Source organism: Pseudovibrio sp. FO-BEG1 (assembly GCF_000236645.1).
In the GTDB taxonomy this organism is placed as follows: Bacteria; Pseudomonadota; Alphaproteobacteria; order Rhizobiales; family Stappiaceae; genus Pseudovibrio.
Genome location: NC_016642.1, coordinates 2751440 through 2774886, shown reverse-complemented (window position 1 = coordinate 2774886; position 23447 = coordinate 2751440). Strand labels below are relative to the sequence as shown.

At 49.1% G+C, this 23447-nt stretch carries 26 protein-coding genes; 5 read left to right on the top strand and 21 right to left on the bottom strand.

Annotated elements, in window-relative coordinates; translation table 11 throughout:
- Nucleotides 1–75: 75 nt before the first annotated feature.
- From PSE_RS12755 to motA, 20 genes are all read right to left on the bottom strand, one after another.
- On the bottom strand, nucleotides 76–411 hold the full coding sequence (locus PSE_RS12755) for a hypothetical protein (RefSeq protein ID WP_014285242.1): 336 nt from the start codon (nucleotides 409–411) through the stop codon (nucleotides 76–78).
- 197 nt (nucleotides 412–608) lie between these two features.
- Nucleotides 609–1796 carry a flagellin gene (locus PSE_RS12750; RefSeq protein WP_014285241.1) on the bottom strand — a complete coding sequence of 396 codons (1188 nt, stop codon included), beginning with the start codon at nucleotides 1794–1796 and terminating at the stop codon, nucleotides 609–611.
- A gap of 240 nt (nucleotides 1797–2036) precedes the next feature.
- Nucleotides 2037–3236, bottom strand: a complete 1200-nt coding sequence (locus PSE_RS12745) for a flagellin (protein WP_014285240.1) — start codon at nucleotides 3234–3236, stop codon at nucleotides 2037–2039.
- Nucleotides 3237–3426: 190 nt separating this feature from the next.
- Nucleotides 3427–4182, bottom strand: a complete 756-nt coding sequence (gene fliP, locus PSE_RS12740; protein WP_008551779.1) for a flagellar type III secretion system pore protein FliP — start codon at nucleotides 4180–4182, stop codon at nucleotides 3427–3429.
- A complete protein-coding gene (locus PSE_RS26715; protein ID WP_014285239.1) occupies nucleotides 4182–4691 on the bottom strand; it encodes a flagellar basal body-associated FliL family protein in 510 nt (169 codons plus the stop codon). The genes fliP and PSE_RS26715 overlap by 1 nt, the downstream gene beginning before the upstream one ends.
- Before the next feature lie 11 nt (nucleotides 4692–4702).
- The gene (gene flgH, locus PSE_RS12730) at nucleotides 4703–5413 is read right to left on the bottom strand and encodes a flagellar basal body L-ring protein FlgH (RefSeq protein WP_014285238.1); all 711 of its coding nucleotides are present in this window, start codon (nucleotides 5411–5413) and stop codon (nucleotides 4703–4705) included.
- Nucleotides 5410–5889: a MotE family protein gene (locus PSE_RS12725; RefSeq protein WP_208997930.1), complete on the bottom strand. Its 480-nt coding sequence runs from the start codon at nucleotides 5887–5889 to the stop codon at nucleotides 5410–5412. The genes flgH and PSE_RS12725 overlap by 4 nt, the downstream gene beginning before the upstream one ends.
- A 150-nt stretch (nucleotides 5890–6039) precedes the next feature.
- Nucleotides 6040–7164, bottom strand: coding sequence for a flagellar basal body P-ring protein FlgI (flgI, locus tag PSE_RS12720; protein ID WP_014285236.1), 1125 nt, complete (start codon nucleotides 7162–7164; stop codon nucleotides 6040–6042).
- A gap of 4 nt (nucleotides 7165–7168) precedes the next feature.
- Nucleotides 7169–7651, bottom strand: coding sequence for a flagellar basal body P-ring formation chaperone FlgA (gene flgA / locus PSE_RS12715; protein ID WP_014285235.1), 483 nt, complete (start codon nucleotides 7649–7651; stop codon nucleotides 7169–7171).
- A 9-nt stretch (nucleotides 7652–7660) separates the two neighbouring features.
- The gene (gene flgG, locus PSE_RS12710) at nucleotides 7661–8449 is read right to left on the bottom strand and encodes a flagellar basal-body rod protein FlgG (RefSeq protein WP_014285234.1); all 789 of its coding nucleotides are present in this window, start codon (nucleotides 8447–8449) and stop codon (nucleotides 7661–7663) included.
- Nucleotides 8450–8472: 23 nt separating this feature from the next.
- Complete coding sequence (locus tag PSE_RS12705) at nucleotides 8473–8829, bottom strand: flagellar hook-basal body complex protein FliE (protein ID WP_041768432.1); 357 nt, start codon at nucleotides 8827–8829, stop codon at nucleotides 8473–8475.
- The gene (flgC, locus tag PSE_RS12700; protein WP_054785332.1) at nucleotides 8829–9245 is read right to left on the bottom strand and encodes a flagellar basal body rod protein FlgC; all 417 of its coding nucleotides are present in this window, start codon (nucleotides 9243–9245) and stop codon (nucleotides 8829–8831) included. Before flgC ends, PSE_RS12705 begins: the two co-directional genes overlap by 1 nt.
- 8 nt (nucleotides 9246–9253) lie before the next feature.
- A complete protein-coding gene (flgB, locus tag PSE_RS26975; protein WP_235861691.1) occupies nucleotides 9254–9643 on the bottom strand; it encodes a flagellar basal body rod protein FlgB in 390 nt (129 codons plus the stop codon).
- A gap of 155 nt (nucleotides 9644–9798) precedes the next feature.
- Nucleotides 9799–10248, bottom strand: coding sequence for a hypothetical protein (locus tag PSE_RS12690; protein ID WP_208982429.1), 450 nt, complete (start codon nucleotides 10246–10248; stop codon nucleotides 9799–9801).
- Nucleotides 10249–10288: 40 nt separating this feature from the next.
- Nucleotides 10289–11350, bottom strand: coding sequence for a flagellar biosynthesis protein FlhB (flhB, locus tag PSE_RS12685; RefSeq protein ID WP_014285230.1), 1062 nt, complete (start codon nucleotides 11348–11350; stop codon nucleotides 10289–10291).
- Between the two features lie 55 nt (nucleotides 11351–11405).
- Entirely contained in the window at nucleotides 11406–12437 is a 1032-nt protein-coding gene (locus PSE_RS12680) for a flagellar motor switch protein FliG (RefSeq protein WP_008551790.1), read from the bottom strand.
- 50 nt (nucleotides 12438–12487) lie between these two features.
- Nucleotides 12488–12832, bottom strand: coding sequence for a flagellar motor switch protein FliN (gene fliN / locus PSE_RS12675; RefSeq protein ID WP_371256390.1), 345 nt, complete (start codon nucleotides 12830–12832; stop codon nucleotides 12488–12490).
- Nucleotides 12833–12900: 68 nt separating this feature from the next.
- Complete coding sequence (locus PSE_RS26710; RefSeq protein WP_014285229.1) at nucleotides 12901–13557, bottom strand: hypothetical protein; 657 nt, start codon at nucleotides 13555–13557, stop codon at nucleotides 12901–12903.
- A complete protein-coding gene (locus PSE_RS12665) occupies nucleotides 13538–14503 on the bottom strand; it encodes a flagellar motor switch protein FliM (RefSeq protein WP_014285228.1) in 966 nt (321 codons plus the stop codon). The genes PSE_RS26710 and PSE_RS12665 overlap by 20 nt, the downstream gene beginning before the upstream one ends.
- Entirely contained in the window at nucleotides 14503–15387 is an 885-nt protein-coding gene (gene motA / locus PSE_RS12660) for a flagellar motor stator protein MotA (RefSeq protein ID WP_008551824.1), read from the bottom strand. Before motA ends, PSE_RS12665 begins: the two co-directional genes overlap by 1 nt.
- A gap of 262 nt (nucleotides 15388–15649) precedes the next feature.
- Here motA and flgF point away from each other — a divergent pair, with 262 nt between their 5' ends.
- The 3 genes from flgF to fliI are packed head-to-tail and all read left to right on the top strand — an operon-like array spanning nucleotide 15650 to nucleotide 18396.
- The gene (flgF, locus tag PSE_RS12655; RefSeq protein WP_008551866.1) at nucleotides 15650–16375 is read left to right on the top strand and encodes a flagellar basal-body rod protein FlgF; all 726 of its coding nucleotides are present in this window, start codon (nucleotides 15650–15652) and stop codon (nucleotides 16373–16375) included.
- Nucleotides 16375–17061, top strand: a complete 687-nt coding sequence (locus PSE_RS12650) for a hypothetical protein (protein ID WP_014285226.1) — start codon at nucleotides 16375–16377, stop codon at nucleotides 17059–17061. The genes flgF and PSE_RS12650 overlap by 1 nt, the downstream gene beginning before the upstream one ends.
- Nucleotides 17062–17079: 18 nt before the next feature.
- Nucleotides 17080–18396, top strand: coding sequence for a flagellar protein export ATPase FliI (gene fliI, locus PSE_RS12645; protein WP_014285225.1), 1317 nt, complete (start codon nucleotides 17080–17082; stop codon nucleotides 18394–18396).
- A 57-nt stretch (nucleotides 18397–18453) separates the two neighbouring features.
- Here the strand turns inward: fliI and PSE_RS12640 are convergent, their stop codons facing one another.
- Nucleotides 18454–19128 carry a response regulator transcription factor gene (locus PSE_RS12640; RefSeq protein WP_008551907.1) on the bottom strand — a complete coding sequence of 225 codons (675 nt, stop codon included), beginning with the start codon at nucleotides 19126–19128 and terminating at the stop codon, nucleotides 18454–18456.
- A gap of 756 nt (nucleotides 19129–19884) precedes the next feature.
- Here PSE_RS12640 and PSE_RS12635 point away from each other — a divergent pair.
- Both PSE_RS12635 and PSE_RS12630 read left to right on the top strand, forming a co-directional pair.
- Nucleotides 19885–21201, top strand: coding sequence for a UDP-glucose/GDP-mannose dehydrogenase family protein (locus PSE_RS12635; RefSeq protein ID WP_041768429.1), 1317 nt, complete (start codon nucleotides 19885–19887; stop codon nucleotides 21199–21201).
- 228 nt (nucleotides 21202–21429) lie between these two features.
- Entirely contained in the window at nucleotides 21430–23412 is a 1983-nt protein-coding gene (locus tag PSE_RS12630) for an autotransporter assembly complex family protein (protein ID WP_208997929.1), read from the top strand.
- Nucleotides 23413–23447: the final 35 nt, after the last annotated feature.

Below are 23447 nucleotides of genomic sequence, written 5' to 3'. Positions count from 1 at the left end.
ATCAGGATTTACATTGATTGAAAATCCACGGTTTCTCAGCGACCTAAGGCGCTTTCACTGCGAAACCAAAGCAGATTAGAGATAAACACCAGCATTCGAAATACGCTGAATGCTCGGCAGGCCTTTTACCGACAGACCACAACTCTGCTGTTTAAGGCGCTTACTCACACGATCCGCTGTTGCATTGATCGCTACAATAGTGTTGGCACCGCAGTCAATCTGGCGCAACTGGCCTTCTTGCTCAAAGAGAACATCGCGCGCAAGAGCAACGACAGAACTCCAGAAGCGCTCATTACCACGCAGAGCAAATGTCAAACCTTCGAGCTTCTTTTCTGACGCAAGCTCAGAGAGATCCAGATGCTCGACTTCCCGCTCCCCTACTCCGGGGATATTCAACTGATTACTCAACATCCGGCACCGCTTAACTCAAATCTACCCAACACGAGATAAAGCTTAAGAAAGCTTATCTCAAATACTGGTATATTTTATCGAACTTGCGCTAACCTGACTTATTATAATTTTATCTAAATTTTTATCATAAATATAAATAAAGGCCCCGGCGACTAACCGGGGCCTTAAAACTTCCAGGGTTCTCAGAGCTTTCCGACTTAACGGAACAGGCTGAGGATGTTCTGAGAAGCGTTGTTTGCGATGGACAGAGCCTGAATACCGAGCTGCTGCTGGGTCTGAAGCGCTTTCAGACGAGTAGACTCTTCATTCATGTCCGCATCAACAAGCTGACCGATACCACGATCAATCGCGTCAGACAGATCACTTGCGAACTGCTTCTGCATGTCAACACGCGCCTTAGCAGAACCAAGGTCGGTCGCAGCATCAGTCATGGTCTGAAGTGTTGCATCAACACGCTCGTAGATCGCATTCAGGATAGCTTTGTCGCTAACAGAGTCTGTCAGACCACCAACATCAAAAGTGAGAAGGTTGTCTTCAGCGAGTTCGGTATACTTGGTCTCAATCGCGCCAGCAGCTGTAGCCAAAGTACCTGTAAGCAATGCCTCAACAGCGGCACCATCAGCTGGATCAACACCTGAGGATGCGGCTTCAGCAATAACCAATGCCTCCAGCTCATCAATCTCAAGACCTTCATAGGCCGTAGCGCCATCAGTAAAGGTGATGGCCAAGTCACCACCAGCAGTGGAACCAGACACAGTAATGTTTGCAGCAACAAGATCAGCTGGATCGACATCATTTCCATCGATAGCGCCAAACTGCTGTGAGAGAATACCGCTGTTTGCAGCCGCATCAGTATTAGTATCAACCAGAACAATAGAACTTGTATCTACGTCAATGTTCTGAATTTCAACCTGACCATCCGCAGTACGGGTAAAGGAACCAACAATCTCTTTATTGAGGTTGTCAGTAGACTTGTCCTGCTGCAGCCAGTTTTCACCGGAGAAGTTTGCAGAAGAAGCGATCGTCTGAAGCTGCTCCTGAAGCTGTTCAATATCAGCCTGGATTTTGCCTTTATCGACGGTTCCGTCTTTAGCAGTGGTCAGCTTAGCTTTGATTTCGTCAACAACGTCAACTGCTTTGTCCATTGCGGTGAAGGCAACGTCAACAGTTGCAGCACCCAGACCCAGAGCATCCTGAACAGCACTCAGTGCTTTGTTGTCTGATTTCATGGTTGTTGCGATGGACCAGTAAGCTGCGTTATCAGACGCATCACTTACACGCATACCGGTAGAAATACGGTTCTGAGTTTCCGCCATATTGTTATTGATACCCTTCAGTGTCTGAAGAGCAACCATTGCGGAGGAGTTAGTCAAAAGAGAAGACATAATATTTGTCCCTTAATAGAAGAATTGGGACATTCCGGGTCCAAATGCCGGAGTTACAGAATTGCATCATGCTCTTTGAATAATCAAAGCCTGTAACAGAACCTAATAATGACTCACGTAACTTACGCGGAGCTGAACACTTACATAAAATATGACACAAAAGCCACCAAACTTACAAAACAAAGGCCCCGGCGGCAAACCGGGACCTTAAAGTTTCCAGGGTTCTCAGAGTTTTCCGGATTAACGGAACAGGCTGAGGATGTTCTGAGAAGCGTTGTTTGCAATGGACAGAGCCTGAATGCCGAGCTGCTGCTGAGTCTGAAGCGCTTTCAGACGAGTAGACTCTTCATTCATATCCGCATCAACAAGTTGACCGATACCGCGGTCAATTGCATCGGACAGATCACTTGCGAACTGCTTCTGCATGTCAACACGAGCCTTAGCGGAACCAAGGTCGGTTGCAGCATCAGTCATGGTCTGAAGCGTCGCATCAACGCGCTCGTAGATCGCATTCAGGATAGCTTTATCTTCAACTGAGTCTGTCAGACCGCCAACATCAAAAGTAAGAATGTTGTCTTCAGCAAGCTCGTTGAACTTAGTCTCAATTGCAGCGGCTTGTGTGTTCAAAGGACCACCTGCATCAAGCGCAGTAGCAATAGCAGCAGCGTTAGCAGGATCCGTACCAAGTCCGTTGTAGTAATCTACGACCAATGCCTCTAACGCATCTGCTTCAAGACCTTCGTATGTATTACCTGCACCATCTTCAAAGGTAACGGCGAAATCTCCACCTGCAACAGTACCGGAGATATTGATGTTACCACCAACAATAATGTGGGCCGGATCGACATCATTGCCGTCAATAGCGCCAAACTGCTGTGAAAGAATACCGCTGTTTGCAGCCGCATCAGTATTGGTATCAACCAGAACAATAGAACTTGTATCTACGTCAATGTTCTGAATTTCAACCTGACCATCAGCGGTACGGGTGAAGGAACCAACAATCTCTTTATTGAGGTTGTCAGCAGCCTTGTCCTGTTGCAGCCAGTTTTCACCGGAGAAGTTTGCAGAAGAAGCGATCGTCTGCAGCTGCTCCTGAAGCTGTTCAATATCAGCCTGGATTTTGCCTTTATCGACGGTTCCGTCTTTAGCAGTGGTCAGCTTAGCTTTGATTTCATCAACAACGTCAACTGCTTTGTCCATTGCAGTGAAGGCAACGTCTACAGTTGCAGCACCCAGACCCAGAGCATCCTGAACAGCGCTTAGGGCTTTGTTGTCTGATTTCATGGTTGTTGCGATGGACCAGTAAGCCGCGTTGTCAGACGCATCACTCACACGCATACCGGTGGAGATACGGTTCTGAGTTTCCGCCATGCTGCCGTTGATACCCTTCAGTGTCTGAAGAGCAACCATTGCGGAGGAGTTAGTCAAAAGAGAAGACATAATAATTGTCCCTTAATAGAAGAAATGGGACATTCCGGATCAAATTGCCGGAGTTACAGAATTGCATCATGCACTTTGAATAGTCAAAGCCTGTAACAGAAGCCAACGATGACTCACTTAACTTACGCGAAACTGACTCTTTTACGTAGGCAAGAAAAAAGCCCCTCATTGGGGCTCTTTATGCTTAACGTCATGTAAACGACCTTATTAGCCCGCCCGTTAGCAAGTACCATCCGTCGATCAGGACGAAGAACAGCACCTTGAAGGGGAGCGAGATAACAGTCGGTGGGAGCATCATCATGCCCATGGACATGGTGATTGTTGCTACGATCATGTCGATGACGACAAAAGGCAAGGCGATCAGGAAGCCTATTTCGAAACCGCGGCGGAGTTCGGAGATCATGAAGGCTGGAATGAGGACACGGAGGTCCAACTCTTCTACTGGCGCATCTTTTTCATAGTTAAATGCACTGACGGCCAGATCATCGAAAAGAACGAGATCTTTTTCACGCACGTTATCCAACATAAAGCGCCGGAAGGGCTTCGTCATTTCCTCGTAGGCAACTTCCTCAGAGATCTCTTCTTTGATGAGCGGCTGGAGGCCATTCTTCCAGGCGGCATCAAAAGTTGGTGCCATGACATAGAAAGTCATGAACAGAGCCAGCGAGATGAGAATAATGTTTGCTGGTGTCGTTTGAAGACCGATACCGGAACGCAAGAAAGACAGAGCCACTACGAAGCGGGTGAAGCTTGTTACCATGATCAGGATACCTGGCGCCAAAGATAGCACCGTCAGGATCATGACGTATTGGATAATGCGACCGCTTGCGGATGCCTGCCCTGCTGGGAGCAGGTCACTTAGGTTGATTTCCTGCGCAGAGGCCGGAGCCACCCAAAACAACGCAAATAAACTGAGAAAACCCGTAAAAAACGCAAGATAACGCATCACTGAATCACCACGGATTCAAGTACGAGTTCTTTCACGAATTTTCCGCCACGCATCTTAGCGCGTTCGTTGAGATCGTCTCTCAGACGCAGCAAGCCACGCGTACCCTCCAACTGACGAGGACCAAGCGTACGCGCGTAGAGTAACAGATCCTGCTCTACCTGCTTCACCAAAAGCGAATGATCCTGCTCCTCGATGCCACGCTGCATAAGTACAACAGATGCTTCGATGCGGATCCAGTTTTTGGAAGAAGAGAGCAAGTTGGTCACGATCGGTTTAAGAGAAACGATTTGACTGCTTTCGGTGTACTCTGGATTGATCAGAGCACCACTGTTGGCTTTCTGCTCTTCCAGATACTTGCTGTGAACCTGGTCAACGAGCGTTGAGCCGATCCCCATACCACCAGCACCTGCAACGACAGTAACAACTGTTGCAGCTATCGCGACACTCACCCAGGAGTTCTCGGAGGTTGGCAACTGCGGCTTTGGCAATTGAGCTTTAATAGCCATCGGAGCCTCTCTTAGAACGGGCTAATGATATCAATAACTTGCTGACCAACGCTCGGCTGCTGCACTTCTGTCATGCGGCCACGGCCACCGTAAGAAACGCGCGCCTCAGCGATTTTGTCGTACTGAATGGTATTACGACCTGTAATATCTTCAGGACGAACTATACCTGCAACTGAGAGAACGCGAACTTCATAGTTCACTCGCACTTCCTGCTGGCCAGAGATGATTAGATTTCCATTTCGAAGCACTTTGGTCACAACAGCAGCAATAGAAAGATCAATCTCTTCACTTCGATCGATTGCACCCTCGCCTTTGCTGGCGGTGGCACCTGTGCCAGAGACACTCACGTCTGCTTCGCCGGAATCTACGCCAGCCCAGGAAAATGCACCTTTAAGGCCAGTAGAGCGAGAGGAGTCACGTTTGCGCTCGCTTGAGTTATCAAGCTTTGCTTTGTCTTTGATCTTGATCGCGACAGTCAGCACATCGCCAACCTGTTTTGCACGCGGATCACGGAAGAAGTCTTGCTCGCCATCAGCCCAGAGGCCGTGATACGCTCGATTGCTGCGCCCACTGCTCTTTGCAGGAGTTGCCGGAAGGCTTGCAACACTTGGCTGAAGCCCCTGCCCTAACGGGGTCAGATGCGGCTCCTTGCCGACGTTCTTCATGGCATTACAGCCAGTGAGCGTAATTGCGGCGAGAATGCATACCAAGGTGCGCTTCACTGTGAAACTCCCATATTCAGTTTGCCGGCTTTACGAGCTGTAAGTTCTGCCATCATGTCAGTCAGGTAAGCCGCACGCTCAGAAGAGAGTTCAGCGAGAACTGAACTTGCTTTACGCGCTTTCATCTGAAGAAGAATAGAAACAGCAGTCTCATCATCCAAAGACGTCAGCTGAAGTGCAGCTGCGTCTGGGCGCATGTTTGCGTAAATATCGACGACATGTCCTTCAGCTCTCTGCAGGATTTCATCACGGCGCTGCACCCAACTGCGCAGTTCGGCAATTTTAGCATCGAGCTCCGTGATTTTAGCTTTCATCTGATGCTCAACATCAAAGAGCGCCCGCATCTGCCATGCAATCCGAGCATCCTTTGCCTGATCAGCGATCGCTTCACAGTAGTTCTTCGCTTGCTCAATTGCTGCGCTCAGATCTTCTGTTTTAGTTTCAGCTTTTTGTGCGCTTGCAGAGGCAAGTGACATGCACAAACCAAGAGACACCGCTGCACACTTAAGGGGAAAGAACGTCTTCTTAGAGAGCTTTAAGAGAGGCATTACAACTCAGTTCCAATAGGTTTAGCGGTACATTGAAGCCACAAGCTTGCCCGTGGCTTATCCAACTGCCGTGCTGTCTTACTTGACCACGAGAGTTGCCTGCAGAGCCCCTGCCTGCTTGATCGCTTGAAGGATTGCGATGATGCCGCTTGGTTTCAGGCCGATGCGGTTCAAACCACGCACCAAGGTCTGCAAGTCGGTACCACCGATCAGCTGCAACTGACCATCTTCCTGCTGAATGTCGATGTCTGTGCGTGGCACAACAGTCGTTTCACCCTGCTGCGCAAACGGATTCGGCTGAGAGACTTCCGGACGCTCAGAGACACGAACAGTCAGATTACCGTGTGTCACCGCAACTGTTGAAATCCGAACGTTCTGACCAATAACAACGGTGCCTGTACGTTCATCGACAACAACACGAGCGGGCGTATCAGGCTGAACCATCAGGCCTTCGATCTGAGAAATAAATCGCACTGAACTGATACCAGCCGGGCGTTGCACCTGGACAGATCTGTAGTCAAGCTCACTCGCAAGCTTCAGACCATAGCGGTTCAGAGAAAATGCATTGATTGCATCAGTCACGCGTACAGCGGTTTTGAAATCTGGATTTTTAAGTTCCAGAACCAATTGCGGCATAGAGGAGAAATAGTCCGGCAGCGTTTTCTCAATGAGAGCTCCGTTTGGAACGTTACCAGCGGTTGGCACGCCTTGCGTCAAACTACCCGCATCACCTTCTGCAGCGAAGCCAGAAACTGAAACAGAGCCTTGCGCTACTGCATACACATTACCATCAGCACCCATCAAAGGTGTCACGAGCAATGTACCGCCCTGAAGCGATTTTGCATCTCCCAAGGAACCAACAGAAACATCAATACGCGCACCGTTGCCAATGAATGGAGGCAGCTCAGCCGTTACAACAACTGCTGCTACATTTCGTGAACTCAAGTTCGCTTCACGAACATTCACGCCCATACGCTCCAACATGGATTGCAGGGATTGTTCAGTAAAAGGAGAGTTACGCATGGTATCGCCAGAGCCGTTCAGGCCGATCACAATACCATAGCCAACAAGCTGGTTTGAACGCATGCCGCGCAGGTCAGCTATATCCTTGATACGAACGAGCGCGGATGCGCTATCAAATGACAAAAACAATGCAAGAAAAGCAAGGTACATTGCTCCCAGAGAACGGCCTACAGAACGCACGATTTTATTCTCCTTCAGCCAGCAAAGATCCGTCTTCCTGCACTTTGCCCAAAACACTTAAACCAGTATCAGGGTTACGCGCCCTGATGTTTGCACCAATTGCCCCGGATTCCTGCGCCTCAACAATGGCGCGAATCTCCAGCCCCTCTTCCTTAAACACAAGCAGAACAGAGGAACCGCGTTTCACAACAACCGGATCCTGAACTGCGTTTTTTGGGATAGGCTTTCCAGGGAAAAGAGTACGTCGCGCCTCCAGACCAACTACGTCCTGCATCCGATTGACAATCGAAAGCTGCGCAACAGACTTTTTGAAGAACCCGTGCTCGCGAAGCATTCCTTCTTCGATTTTATCGCCCGGGTAGATCATCATGGCCGGCACAGGAAGCTTTACAACTTCGCGCCGACTTGCTGCTGATGCCGCTGTAATTACCAGCGGCACGCAGCATAATAGCAATGCCAGTTTAGGGAGGCGCTTTGAGGCAATCATGCTCAGGCCCTAGCGAATGCCCTTAGATACGGTTCCAGCCATATCATCGGCAGCCTGAATAACTTTGGAGTTCATCTCATAGCCGCGCTGTGCGCTGATTAGGCTGGTGATTTCCTTCACTGGATCAACGTTGGCACCTTCAAGGTAACCCTGACGAATTACGCCAAGAGGCCCCTCACCTGCGATGCCGGTATTTGGCGCACCAGAGGCTTCAGTTTCACGGAACAGATTGCCGCCGATTGCTTTCAAACCAGCATCATTCACAAAACTTGTCAGGCTCAGCTGACCAATATTTGTTGCTGGATTACCATCAGCGTAAGTTGCGAAAACTTCGCCACTTTCATTGACAGTCACCTTAACAGCTTCAATCGGAACCGTAATACCAGGCTGGACTTCGTAACCATCGAGCGTGACAAGAGCACCCTCACCATTCACGTTAAAAGCACCTGCACGAGTGAAAAGTGCCTCTCCATCAGGACCTGTAATCTCAAACCAACCCTGACCGTCAATCGCAAGATCGAAAGCGTTATTGGTTTGCTGTAGAGCACCTTGTGCATGCAACTTACGGACAGCTGCAGTCTTCACACCCAAGCCCTGCTGAATGCCTTCTGGAACTGGAGCTGCGCCGCCGCGATTAGAAACACCAGCTGCACGATCCATTTGATAAAGAAGATCAGAAAATTCTGCACGGGATGCTTTAAACGCAGTCGTGTTCATGTTTGCGATGTTGTTGGAAATAACTTCGAGGTTTTTCTGCTGAGCAGACATACCCGTCGCAGCAATAGCAAGAGCTTTCATGAGTAAAACCTTTTCTCAAACAATCAGATGCTCATACGAGAGAATTCTTGATAGGCCTCAACAACCTTGTCACGCACAGCAACTGCACTCTTCAAGGAAAGCTCTGCCTTCATTACGGCTTCAACCACCTTTTGAGCAGAAACTTCGCCACGCACAGCAGCGACAGAAGTTGCTTCAGCAGCTTTCAGATCGCCTGCGGTTTCACGAACCACGCCCGCCATTGTATCGGCAAAACTACCCTGAACGCCTTGTGTCGCCTGAGCATCCTGAGGACCACCAACCAGGTATTGACGGGTGCGAGCAGTAGAAGAAACGTCATTTACGCCACTGGTAAACATCGATACGCGAGATACTGTGCTCAACGCCGAAAGATCCGCCATTACCTACTCCTCAGCAAATCAATTGTACGGGTAATCATTTCTCTGGATTTCACCATCATCTGCAGACCGGCCTCATAAGAACGGGAGGCTTCACGCATATCTGCAAGCTCAATCAGAGTATTAACGTTTGGATATTTTACGTTGCCGTTTTCATCTGCAGCCGGGTGCGATGGATCAAACTCAACACGGTAATCACCTTTGTCTGAGCCAATATTTTTTACAGCAACAAGATTAGCTCCAAGCGCACGATCTACCTCACTTTTAAAAGTGATGGTCTTGCGCTGGTATGGGTTTGCACCAGGGGTATCACCAGTCGACTGAACGTTCGCCAAGTTCTCAGAAACAATGCGCATGCGTTGCGACTGAACCCTCAAACCCGAGGAGGAAATTTTCAGAGAAGCTACAAGTGGATCAATCATAAAACTTATCTCCCTAAGCTGGACTTCATCAAACCGTAGAAGGACCCAACCAATTGGGTGTTAAGCGAGTGCTGCCTAGCGACCTCACCTGACTTAATCAGCTCTTGCTCAAGGGAAACGGAATTGTCGGAAACCGTCACCTGCCACGCTTCACCATCATTCACGCGAACACGACGAGAGTTCGTTCCATCTTCGCTAATGTGACCGGCTTGCGTTGCAGCCATCTGCATACTGGTTTTGTCCAGGACATCCTTAAAAGGCTCGACATCCCTACTCGCAAAACCAGGAGTATCAACGTTCGCGATATTTTCGGAAATTGTTGACTGACGAACTGACAGCCAAGAATTTTGCCGCGAAACCAAACTAAAAAGATATACGGGCTCCAAAAATTCCACTCCACTACAAAAACTGCTCAAAGTGGATAGCAGCGCAATCTTGTCCGTAGCTGGTGGAATCAATATTTCCGAGAAAAGCAAAAAAGATATACTTAGTTAGTCAAGTATATCTTTTTATCTTAAAATTTTAACTTAATAAAACGTAAAAATTATATTTAGGAGTTTAGGCGCGCATCTGAAAGCGCAGTTTCCAGCCGTTTTGTGTTCTCCTGTGGATCATCAGAAGGCTGATCAAAAGCGATAAATTTCACATCAACAGCTGAATTTAATGCCAACAAGAACAGGTGGAACATAACGCTCACACCCTCATTGGTGAACTTCATATGCAGACAAACCGTCACGTCCCCGTTCCAATTCAAATCAATGGAGGACGTCCCCGCATACATCAGTGTTTCTGGCTTGAAATAAAGCTCCGTTGAGGACTCCAGCAAATCAGTGAGATTTGCAGATTCATTGGAAAGGATATGACGAGCAAGCGATGACAAGTCACAAAGCCGCAGTTCAGCGGCAATCGGCTTCATCGCGTTTGCAATTAAGGCTTCCCGCAGGACATCTTCAGACTTTGCTGGCAAGTCATTATTCTTCAAAGTGGTCTTAATCGACAAAGTTACCCTCGCAAGGCGAAAATGCGCTTCACCTAAGTGTTTAGCGCTTTAAATAAACATATGAAATAATTTCTGCTACCGCGCGATAATATTCTTCTGGAATACTCTGATCTATCTCTACGGCGGCATACAGTGAACGTGCCAATTGTCGATCCTCAACAACCGGAACATCATGAATATAGGCAAGCTCCTTGATTTTCAGGGCGATAATATCCTGCCCTTTTGCAACAACCCGCGGAGCTTGGTCACCGTCACGCTCGTAATACAGCGCAACGGCGAAATGGGTTGGGTTTGCAACAACGACTGTCGCATCCTGCACGGATGACATCATACGCTTACGCGCTCTGTCACGCGCAAGAGAACGCAACCGGGCTTTGATCAGCGGATCACCTTCCGCCTGCTTAAACTCATCCTTGAGCTCCTGATGCGACATACGCAGGTTCTTACGCCACTGGAACCGGGCGAGAACCAAATCGAAGCCAACCAGGAAAATGGTGGCTACACAGATACCGGAGAGCAACGTCATCGCAACAGACAAAATAAGCTGCGGCAGCTGAGTTGGATCGCTGTACATGGAAGTTAGCGCGACTGCTTGCTGCGATTTCAAAACCAACGCAGCAACAACGATGACTGTCACTAATTTAAAGAGAGACTTCACGAACTCCATAGCGCCGTTGACGCTGAAAAGCCTGCCAAATCCCTTCTTCAATGAGATTTTGCTGAGCTTTGGCTCAATCCGATCAAGCACAAGTCGCGGCGTGTTCTGCATAAAAGATGAAGCCAAACCAAAGAAAATCAGAAGGGCCACGATCGGACCAAGAAACCAGACCAACTCAAACGCCACAGCAGACATCAACTGAAGAGGCTCCGCCGCGCTGACAAAACTGATTTCACCAGGGTTATCGAGAAACCATTTCAGAAACTGCACGAGCCCTTGCGCCTTATCGACAGCTATAAAGGACAGGATCAGCAGAAGCCCCAGCATTGAGGCAAGCACAGAAGCTTCCTTGGAGACTGGGATGTTACCCTTCTCCAAGGCATCACGGACCTTTTTCTCCGTGGGTTCCTGGGTCTTGCTATCGGGATCCTGATCTTCAGACATGAAACCTGCCGCTTCTCAAGGTGGTCTGACAAACTTAGAAAGTCATGCCGAAGCTTTAGACGTAGACCTCTTCTCCACGTCCGATCTCAAGATCGATCTCACCCGCATTGGCTTTTTCCAGAGCAAGGTCGGTGATCGCTCTACGCGCATCCATAACTTCGCGCTGTGTCATAGGCTCACCGGAAGCCAGATCGTTCTCAACGATACGGCGTGCACGGGAGGCCATACTTGCAAGGATAGCCTGACGGAACTCTGGATTGGTGCCTTTAAGAGCTGCTGTGATAACTTCACTGGTAACATCATCAAAGATGGCAGTTCTGGTACGCAGATCCAGATTTTGGATATCGTCGAAGGTGAAGAGCAGTGCATCGAGCTGTTCTGCGGATTTTGGCAGAGCCTCTCGCAGATTGCCCAATGTATCTTCAAGATCGTCACGCTCCATCTTGTTGAGGATGTCAGCCATACGAACGTGAGCATCTGTACCCACGGTTCTTGCGAAGTTCACCATGAAGTCCTCGTGCAGCGTCTTCTGCACCTCCTCCATGACATCTTCCACGATTGGCTTCAGCGTCAACATACGGCGGACAATCTGGTTACGCTTTCTACGCGGGATCTGGGAAATCACACGCGCTGCGCCGCTGGCAGAGATTTTGGAAAGAATAACTGCTGCCGTTTGCGGGTGCTCTTTCTGAAGATAAGTAGAAAGAACATGCTCCGAGATTTGTGAGACCTTGTCCCAAATCGAACGCTTGGAATAGCCCATAACGTCCGACATAATTTCTGCGACCTGGTCTTCTGGCAAAATGCCCTTCAGAAGGCTTTCCGCACCTTCTGCTGTGCCGAACAGGTTGACCCCGCCTGAGAACAACTCGATGAATTCTTCAATTAACTCATCGAGTTCACTGGCAGGAACTGTGCCCAGATCAGCTGCAGCCCGGATGATCATCCGCATTTCATCATTATCGAAATGCTTCAGAACACGAGTTGCCTTGTCACTTCCCATAGCCAACAGCAAAGCTGCTGCTTTCTGATGGCCATTCTTTTTGGAAATGACGCTTCCCATTTCAGCTGGAACAACACTGTTCATTCTCTACGCGCCTCGGATACACATATAAATCAAGCACAGCTCAGGTGAGATTAGGCGTAGTTGCCTTTTGCACCTACGATCTCGGTCAGCGAAACGCCAAATCGGGAGTTATCATCTTCAACTACCACGATCTCGCCACGCGCCACGGTACGACCATTCACAACGATATCGACCGGCTCACCAACACGGTGATCTAGCGGGATTACCGCACCACGACCCAGCTTCAGCAAGCTTGCCACTGGCATGGTCGCAGAGCCAAGAACTACCTGCATATCGACAGGAATACCGAGAACTGCATCAAGGTTACGATCAACGTTTTCATCGCTGACGCCCTTCTCTGGCGCAGAAGCCGCGGGCTGGGCAGACGCAGCCGGAGCTGCCATATCCATGTCCATCTCGGCCTCAGAAGCAGCTGCTTCCCACTGCAGTGCGAGGGCTTCATCACTCATTTCATTTGAGCTGCTCATTGCGGATCATTCTCCTTCTCAGGACTTTCGTCGTCCTTTACATTTACAGATCGGAATGTGGCGCTCTGGCCGAAAGAAACTTTTCTTACTCTGACGTTCTGATTATCAATTGCCGACACCGCAGTGTTCTCAGCCTTCTCTTCCGCTGCAGGCTTACCTAACCCACCAGCAAGAAGCAGAGCTGCCGCATTTGAGGACGCGCTTGAAACCGGCTTTTGCTTCTGCTTAGCGCGCGTGGCAGCTGGTTTTGCAGCGCGACCAGACCTACGCCCCCTGTCTCCACCTGGACGCGGTGGCGCATCATCCATACTGATACCGACTTCGTCACTCTTCTTGCTCAACCACTCAATGTGTTCCTGAAGCGCCTTCATTTCAGTCTGCGCCTGAAGGATCACACCAGAGATATCGACGGTCGCCTCCCGCGCTTCATCGATACGTTGACCAAGATTACTCAAGATCTCTTCGCCACGAACGCGGATTTCCTGCAAAGACAGACCGATGTTATCCATCGCCTCAGAGGTCTGATCAAAAATCCGCTGATACTCCTCATGATAACTCGAAAGCCTTTTCAGCTGACGGTACATCACAACGACGCGCCAAGTGGTGATCAAAAGAGCAAAAAGTAAAAATCCATCAATTAGATAAGATATCATCGAGAAGTTCCCCTTCCTGCTCGATCAACTCTTCAACGCGCACAGTGTAAGATCCTGCAACCTGCCCAAGGCGACAGTTAAACAATGGCTGACTATTACATTCGAGCTGAACGGCAGTTTTCGGCGTAGCATTAAGCTCAAGAACAAGTCCGACCTCGAACTGCGCAACCTCTTCCAGCGTCATACGCTGCTCTTCAAGGATAGCAGTGAGCTTGACTTCAGTCCGCTGTACTTCCTGCTGGAACTGCTTGGTCCAGCGTGTATCGCGACCAGCTACCTCACCAGAAAGAACCTGCGTCAGATTTTCACGAAGCGGATTAAGGACTGACTGCGGAATAATGATGAAGATTTCGCCTTCACGACCAATGATCTCAGCCGTCATTTTTGCCAGTACGCAAGGATTACTCTTACGACCTGTCTGCGCAAACTCCATACGATTTTCGAGACGCTCGACTTTCAAAGACGTATCCGCGATTGCCTCGAAAGCTGTCTCAAGCGCAGTCGCTGCTTCTTCAAACATGCGATAGGCGAGACGCTGCTCCACGTTAGTCAGAGAGCGATCTTCAAGAAACGGCTCCTCCTCCCCATCTCCGCCAAGCAGGACTTCGACCATGGAGAAGATAAAGGTGCGATCAAAGCCAAGCAGAATGCGTGCATCCCACTCCTGAGCATGAAGAACAGCAACTACCGCACGATCTTCGTACTGCTCAAGCGCATCTCCAATTCGCTCATTTGAAACAGACTGAACAGCCAAGTAAGGAGCGGTTGCCGCCATTTGGCGAAGCGTATCGATGTACTGTCGCGCCATACGGTCGAAGACCACATGAAGCATTGGAAGACGATCGACACCCAAACCTGCTGCATCCAGCAAACGCGAAGGCAAATCAACTTTGGCGTTTTGAGGACTAATAACCTCATCACCTACTTCCAGATCTTGCGGCTCCATCAACCTTCACTCCCAGCTGCGGACGTCACAGGACCAGCATTCATAGTTTCAGCTTCAACTTCATCAATTGTCGGACGATCATCAGCACCGATTGTCTTACGACCATGCTCAAGTGCGATCTGAGGCGCCGCACCATTCATGAATGCGAGAAGCGTCTGCTTAACCTCAATGTAAAGCCGGTAGCGCTGCTCACGGATTGATTTGATCTTCACCGCGATCGGACTAACGATGCCGTAGGAAAGAAAAATACCCAGGAATGTGCCCACCAGAGCCGCACCAATCAGACTACCAAGAATCTCCGGCTCCTGATCAATAGCGCCCATCGCCTTCACAATACCTAACACCGCTGCAACAATACCGAGCGCTGGAAGAGTTTCAGCAGCAATACTGAGAGCCTGGTAAGGCTTCATCTCTTCACGACCAAGAGTATGCAGCTCTTCATCCATCAGAGCTTCGATCTCATGCGGACGCACATTACCAATGATAATAAGACGGAAGTAATCGCAGATAAAACTTGTCAGAGAGACGTTAGCAAGAACCCGCGGAAAACGCTGAAACAGCTCAGATTCCGCCGGATTATCAATGATTTGCTCAACATCATTACGACCCTTTGCACGAAGGGTTCGCATAAGCCCGTAAAGCACACTCAGCGTATCCAGATGATCACGCTTTTTCGGCTTTGCATTCATCAAAGCCTCATGAATACCGCGGCCGGTATCCTTAATCGTCTTAAAGGTATTAGCCACCACAAAGGTACCGAAGGCAGCTCCACCAACAATCAGCAGCTCAAAAGGTTGCCAAAGCACCTTCATATAGCCACCCATAGCAACATAACCACCAATTATTGATCCAATAACGATCACGAGGCCAACTAGAATATTCAATTTGCGCTCCACACACTTACCGGACAAGCACTTTTCTTAGTTTGTGGTAGCGAGGCTTACTTGTCCGAAGCTGGCGTGCAGAAAAACAAACCTGCGCAATCCGTCATACAGCTTCAGACAAGCCATCTGACGCATTCTCTACGCGTATTTGAGTGCAGATAGGTTTGCTTTGATCGCCTCTGTACATGCTTTATGCATAGCAGCAGCGATCCAAGCTTGCAGAATTCTGCGGATTTTATCGTTTGGATCTGGAGACTTAACTATGGTCGTCCCTTCTCTTTATGTTTCCCTTTCCGGCCAAATGGCTCTTGAGCGGAGGCTGGAAACCGTTGCGCGTAATGTGGCCAACATGGAAACTGCGGGATATCGGGCGGACGAAGTTAAGTTCGACAGCCTCGTTAAACGCCCTGGCAAAGATCCTGTTACCTTCGCTTCTACTGGTGAGAATTACATCTCCAGACAGGCTGGTGCCATTAAGCAGACAGGGAACTCTCTGGATGTTGCAATCGAAGGATCTGGCTGGCTCGGCATTCAGACCGGCAATGGCGTAGCGTATACCCGGGATGGCCGTTTCCAGATAGGCGTAGACGGCATCCTGCGTAGCATTGAGGGCAACCCAGTTCTTGATAGCGGCAATGCACCTATTATTCTTGACCCACTGGGCGGCCCACCAGAGATCTCCAAGGATGGAACGATCTATCAGGAAGGCCGTCAGGTTGGTGTTCTTGGCCTCTTCTCTATACCCGAAGATGCAAAACTGAGCAGAACCGGGAACTCTGGCGTCATTCCAGATGCGATTGCAGAACCTGTTCTGGACTTTGCTGAGAATGGATTTGCTCAGGGTTTTGTGGAAGGTGCCAACATCAATCCTATCTCCGAGATCACAAAGCTCATCACCATCACCCGTGCATTTGAAAGCACTAACTCGATGATGCAGAGCGTTGAAAGCATCCGGCAACAGACTATTCGTAAGCTGGGAGAAGGCTAATGGCGATAAATCCAGTACAGTCAATCAACGCCTCATCCGGCGATGATCGAACCAACCCGCCTGAAGTCAATCAGAAGTCATCTTCTGAGCCCTTTAGCCTTGGAGAGCTACTGGATATTATCAATCCCCTGCAGCATATTCCCGGTGTCAACACGCTTTATCGAGAGATAACTGGTGACGAAGCGTCTGTTCGCTCACGCGTCGCGGGCAGCTCTCTTTATGGCATGATTGCTGGTCCACTTGGTATGGCTGGTCTTGTTGCTGGCAATATCGCTGAAATGAAGATCACTGGTGTACTGGACGCTGAAAATGCTAAGACTGAAAAAGCCACAGCTTTGAATGTCATTGAGCAGAAGATCAGTACTCCTCCACCTATGCCACAACCTGCACCGGATATGACCTCCTCTTTGCAACGAGGGACACCCATTCTTCCGGTTCAGTCAAAAGAAATACCACCACTGTTTGGCGATATCGCATCGGCTGAAGCAATTTCTATGGGAAGCGAAGATAAACTGATTGAAGCGCTTGCCGGTAAATCAGAGGTGAATGAAGCCTCTGAGGATCCAAGTGGCTCCTCAACACTCCCGACTGTAGAGAAGCTCTCTCAGGATGCTCGAAATTTACTCCCTGAAGATCTGCTTAAGCAGTTGCAGGAACGACATCGCAATACGATTGCACACAGCTAACACTTCAATAGGTTGTTTATGACCGCCCTTGCGCGCATTCAGGAACTTACCGCTCAGATTCCATCAAGTTCATGGAATATTGAGATAAGTGGGACCCTCTGTGAGGTCACCCCTAATCACCTCAGAGTTAAAGGCCTTTCCGGCGGTGTCAACTTAGGAGATCAGGTCTCCTATATGAGCAACAACGGTGAAGAATTTGGCGAAGTCATCCGAATTGAACCGGATAGCGTGCTCGTAAAGCCTTATGCGTCCAGATCAGATCTTGGACTGGGCATCAAAGTCAAACGCTGCGGTGAACTCAGCTTCTACCCCGACAACAGCTGGAGAGGGCGCATCATCAATGCGTTTGGGCATCCTATCGATGGTCTGGGATCAATGGCTGAAGGACCTACGCTTGCGTCTTTCAACAATCTCCCCCCTCCCCCGGTTCATAGAGCGCGTGTAAAAGACGCTGCACTGACTGGCGTGAGGGTCCTCGATCTCTTTACGCCAATTTGCCATGGACAGCGCCTTGGTATCTTTGCAGGCTCTGGAGTCGGTAAATCTACGCTGCTTTCCATGATTGCCCGAAGCAACTCCTTCGATACGGTTGTGATCGGCCTGATTGGTGAACGCGGTCGTGAAGTGCGTGAATTTGTCGAAGAGACCCTTGGGGATCAACTCTCAAAGTCCGTCGTCGTTGTTGCCACGGGCGACGAGAGCCCGATGATGAGGCGCCTTGCTCCAAAGACTGCGATGACTGTTGCAGAACACTTCAGAGATCAAGGGCAGTCCGTTCTTCTTATTGTCGACAGCGTGACACGCTATGCGCATGCATTGCGTGATGTGGCGCTTGCAGCAGGTGAACCGGCTCTTTCGCGAGGATACCCTCCAAGCGTCTTTTCCGAGCTCCCTCTCCTCCTAGAACGCGCAGGACCTGGAATTGAAGGTAGCGGCATGATGACTGCGATCTTCTCCGTTCTCGTGGACGGCGATGATCACAACGATCCAGTTGCCGACAACATTCGTGGCCTGTTGGATGGTCACGTGGTTCTGGACAGGCATATTGCTGAGGAAGGCCGCTATCCAGCTGTTAACGTACTTGGCTCCATTTCACGCCTTGCACAGAGTTGCTGGTCTCCTCAAGAGCGAGAACTTATCACGAAGCTCAAGGCTATGATCGCCAAGTTCGAGGATACAAAAGATTTACGCATGATGGGCGGCTATAAAGAGGGCGTAGACCCGCTCTTAGATCAGGCTATTGAGATCGCCCCTAAAATCTATAGCGCGCTTGTGCAGGGCTTAGACGCACCCTCAAGCCAGGATGCTTTCAACGAACTGGCACAATTACTATAAGAGTTGCTGAGTTACTCTGAACAACAAAAAAGGCTGCAAATGCAGCCTTTTTTGTTGTTACAGCGAATTGATAATGTAGCCAAGATAGCGTTTTGAATCGATGGGATCGTATCCCATCTGACTGCGCAGCTTTTTGCGAAGCTTACTGATATGGCTTTCGATCACGTTCTCGTCTACTTCACTTTCAAAGATTCCATAAACGAAGTTGTAGATCTGAGTTTTTGTCAGACGGCGACCATTGTTTTGCGCAAGGTATTCCAGGATACGACGCTCTCTGCGTGGCAATGCAAGCGTGTTGCCTTTGATCTCTGGATCCCTTCCATCGAAGTAGACTGTCAGATCACCCAGTTCAACATTGATGCTCTGGTTTGTTGTTCGACGCTTGATCGCATTTACACGCGCAAGGATTTCCTGCGGATGGACCGGCTTGCGGACAACATCATCAACACCAGCAGCAAACAGTTTCAAGGTCTGCTCAAGTACTGGACTGCTATTTAGAACCAAAACCGGCTTTTGTGAGCATCTACGGCGAATAATCTGAGAAAACTTATCTCGCTCACCAATCTCACCAATCAAAATGGCCTCGACGGCCTCAAACTCTGTATCAGGCGCAGTATTTAGCCAATCCCGAAAGTCGTCCGGACTAAAGCCGCTTGTCGAGATGCCTTCGCGCTCAAATCCAGATGCATACCCATCGGTTACAAGCTGTTGTTCATCAACAATTAAATACATAACCCCAACCCATTCATTCCCAAATGAATATATCGCTGGTAAATCAGAGAAACACATTCTGTCAATTTCTCTTGAAGATTTTTTACCTTCAAAACCAAGTAAAACCCTACAGAAAACTATAGTAATTATAATAGAAAATAAGAATAAACTTTATTTACAATTTTATCTTAATTCAATTTACAGGTGCTGTTTTCTGCCGTTTCTCGGAAAATGATGCATTTCACCCTCAAATTTTTATACCTTTAAATTTTGTAGGACAAAAAGCAGAGAGGCATATTTTTGCCACATCCTCTCCATATTTGAGTTCCCGTTTAACGCGAAAAATCCTTGGGATAAACTATTAGCAATTTTAAGTTAGCATCTGCATATGCAAGGAGTAGAATCAAAATAAGCTTCGAAATATGAGAAAAACGGGCGTACTTATACTTATTACAGTAATTGAGTTGACTAATGTAATTTTATCTAAATTGACATATTAACCATTCAATTCTTAGTAGGCATTATTTTCCTACTTATAAAAGAAATGTATTCTCCTAGAAGTTTAGATAAATCAGGGTGCATTACTCTCTTATACTCGTCACAATTCGACTACAATTTTACCACAATGTCATTCTTTTTTCAGGCAAGGATACCTCTTTATCAGGGGGCTATACCTAACTGTGGGATGTGTTTCATCTCAGGTTATGTACTATTGCGTTTCAACTCTAACAAACCTATTTGCACACCCAAAAGCGGTCGGCTCGTGCAGGAGACACAATGATAATTACAGTAATAGGCAGCGGATACGTGGGGTTGGTGTCAGGCACCTGTTTCGCTGATTTTGGTCACGAAGTCATTTGCGTAGATAAAGCAGAAGACAAGATTGAAAAACTGAAGAACGGTGAGATCCCAATTTACGAGCCGGGACTGGAAGAACTTGTTGCAAGCAATGTTAAGGCTGGGCGCCTGAGCTTCACTACAGAGCTTGCAGAACCTGTGCGTAAAGCAGACGTTGTTTTCATTGCCGTTGGCACCCCTTCCCGCCGTGGTGATGGACACGCTGATCTCAGCTATGTTTATGCCGCAGCAGAAGAGATCGCATCTTCACTGGATGGCTTCACCGTTGTTGTGACAAAGTCCACTGTTCCTGTTGGAACTGGTGATGAAGTTGAGCGTATTATTCGCCAGACAAATCCAGATGCGGACTTCGAAGTGGTCTCCAATCCAGAGTTCCTGCGTGAAGGAGCTGCGATCAGTGACTTTAAACGCCCGGACCGTATTGTGGTTGGTCTTTCCGGCGAGCGCGCAAAAGCGGTTATGACTGAAGTCTATCGCCCGCTTTATCTCAATCACTCTCCGCTGCTATTTACCGGCCGCCGTACTTCAGAGTTGATCAAGTACGCTGGTAACGCCTTCCTGGCGATGAAGATCACCTTCATCAATGAGATTGCGGATCTGAGTGAAGCAGTTGGTGCCAATGTTCAGGATGTGGCACGTGGTATTGGCCTTGATAACCGCATTGGTTCCAAATTCCTGAATGCCGGTCCTGGCTATGGTGGCTCCTGCTTCCCGAAAGATACGCTCGCTCTCGTTAAAACCGCACAGGACAACTCCAGCCCTGTTCGTCTGATTGAGACCACTTGTTCTATCAATGACCAGCGCAAACGCTCCATGTCCAAGAAAGTGGCTGCAGCTGTTGGCGGTGATGTGCGTGGCAAGAAGATCGCTATTCTTGGTCTTACGTTTAAGCCAAACACAGATGACATGCGTGACAGCCCTGCCCTTTCTATTGTGCAGGCGCTGCAGGACAAAGGCGCTGACATTCACGCTTACGACCCAGAAGGCATGGAAGCTGCGGTTGAGCTCATGGATGATGTGACTTTCGGAAGCAACGCTTATGAGATTGCAAAGGATGCGCATGCCCTCGTGATTGTAACTGAATGGGATGCATTCCGCGTTCTTGATTTTGGTCGCCTGAAAGAAGAGATGGCTTCACCGGTCCTTGTCGACCTTCGGAATATCTATGGTAAAGAAGAAGTTGAAAAACACGGCTTCTCCTACACCTGTATTGGTCGTCCTGACGAAGAAATCTGATCGATTTGTCCCGGTGAAGCACTTTTTCACCGGGATCTTTCCAACTCTCCAAATCCTTGCCCCATTTTTCAGTGCTGTTACCACAGAGGTGACAATTGCGGTTTGCTTTCAAAGGGCAAGTCATGCGAATTTTAATTATCGCGTGCGCAGATTCTCTCAGAGCTAATCCCAAGAGCTTTTGAGCTGAGAATAATCTGCATATTTGAAGGTTGTGGGAGCTTTTCCTAGTTGCTTTACAAGCAAACAAGTAAGCGAGGCAGTTTTGCCTCTGGTTTGGCGTGGCCTTTTAAGGTGCCGCGGCTTTTTGTGCTGTTTGCGTGCCTGTTCCTTGCTCTGAGTTCCGCCTCTCCCACTCATGCCTTTGAGCTTTTTGGATACCATTTATGGGGCGAAAAAGCCGAGAGTGATGAAGATCAGAATGTGGGCGTTCCAGACCCAACCCCCTACACTGTAGAGTTTCGCGTCAATGGTGAGGATGAGGAAGCACCAAGTGACGTGCAAGAAGAGCTGCAATCCGTTAGCCTTCTGGTTCAGGACGTCAAAAAACTGCCTTCTGGTGCAAGTGGTGTTCTTGCTCGTGCGACAAAGGACTTTGAGCGCCTGATCGGTAAGCTTTATGAAGACGGCTATTATGGTGCGCTTGTTGAGATCGAAGTTGCAGGTATGCCCCTTAATCAGGCGATCTTGCATCCTGAAAAGATAACTGAGCGCCCCATCCCTGTTCTCGTGGCTGTTAATCGCGGACCGCAGTTCCACTTTGGCTCGGCTGAAGTCTCTTACGAAGGACCCGCCACGAAAAACGGCCTCGATTTGCCAGATGCACAGACACTTGGCTTGGTAGAGGGGACACCAGCACTTTCTGCCAAGGTGCTTACTGCAGAAAGTCAGGCCGTCAGTTTCCTGAAAGATGAGGGCTATCCGTTTGCGAAGGTTGCTGACCGGCAGCTGCTGGCCAATCATGCCAATCGTGCACTCAAGGTCAAACTGCATGTTAACAGCGGTCCCTATGCCAAGTTTGGTCCGGTTTCAGTCACTGGTACAGTCAATATGGATCCGGAGTTCGTTCGCACGTATGCAAACCTTCCTCAGGGAGCGCAGTGGGACGCTAACGTCATATCGAAAGCGCAACGCCGGTTGCGCGATCTGGAAGTCTTTTCCAGCATACGTTTTGAACCTGCCGATCAGCTCGATCCAAATGGAGAGTTACCAGTCACGATCGTTGTCGCTGAACGCCCTCGAAAGGTCTTCGGGCTTGGTGCAAATTACTCCAGCAACGAAGGTGTTGGCGTTGAAGGATACTGGCGTCATCGCAACTTATTTGGCAAAGCCGAGAGGCTTTCAGTTACTGGCGCTGTCGGGCAATTGCTTGCTGTTAACAATGAGCAGATTGAATATGCGGCTCGCATCACCTTCGAAAAACCGGGTGCAATTGGGCCTTTAACAGCGTTTTCAACGAGCGTGGCAGCAGTACAGGAAAACCCAGACAACTACCGCAGTACATCATTCGCTTATGACGCTTATCTCTCACGCGACTTCACCCCGGCCTTGAGTGGACGGATTGGAGCCGAGGTTTACTTTGCCAATGAACGGGATGTGTTTGGCAACAACGATTACTTCCTGCTCGGTATCCCCGCAGATCTGACCTTTGATACGCGCAATGACACGCTGAACCCAACCCACGGCATTGAAGCTAAGCTGTTCTTTGAACCGGCCTATGACGTACTTGGCGATACTGAGAACCTATATTCTCAAGGCTCCATTGCAAGCTATCTGCCGATTGTTGGCACAGATCGTGTTGTTTTAGCTGGCCGGGTTTCAGCTGGTGCAATCATTGCGCCAGCCGTTCAGGAAGTGCCTGCTGCACGACGCTTCTTCCTTGGTGGTGGTGGCACCATTCGCGGCTATGCTTATAAAAACGTTGGCCCTCGCATCAATGATGAAGTCACCGGGGGCCGCAGCTTTGTGTTGTTCAATGGTGAAGTCAGAACACGCATTACTGAAACCGTTGGGCTGGTTGGGTTTGTTGATGCAGGTGCGGCTTACTCAACCCAGTTCCCAAACTTTGATGAGCCGCTGAGTGTCGGCGTGGGTGGTGGTGTGCGTTACTTCACGCCTGTTGGTCCGCTGCGGCTGGATGTGGGCGTTCCGTTGGAGCCTCAACGCAATGACCCGCCCTTTGCGGTCTATATTGGTTTAAGTCAGGCCTTCTGATAGGTGCGCCTGTGTCTGGCGCGAACAATAAAGAA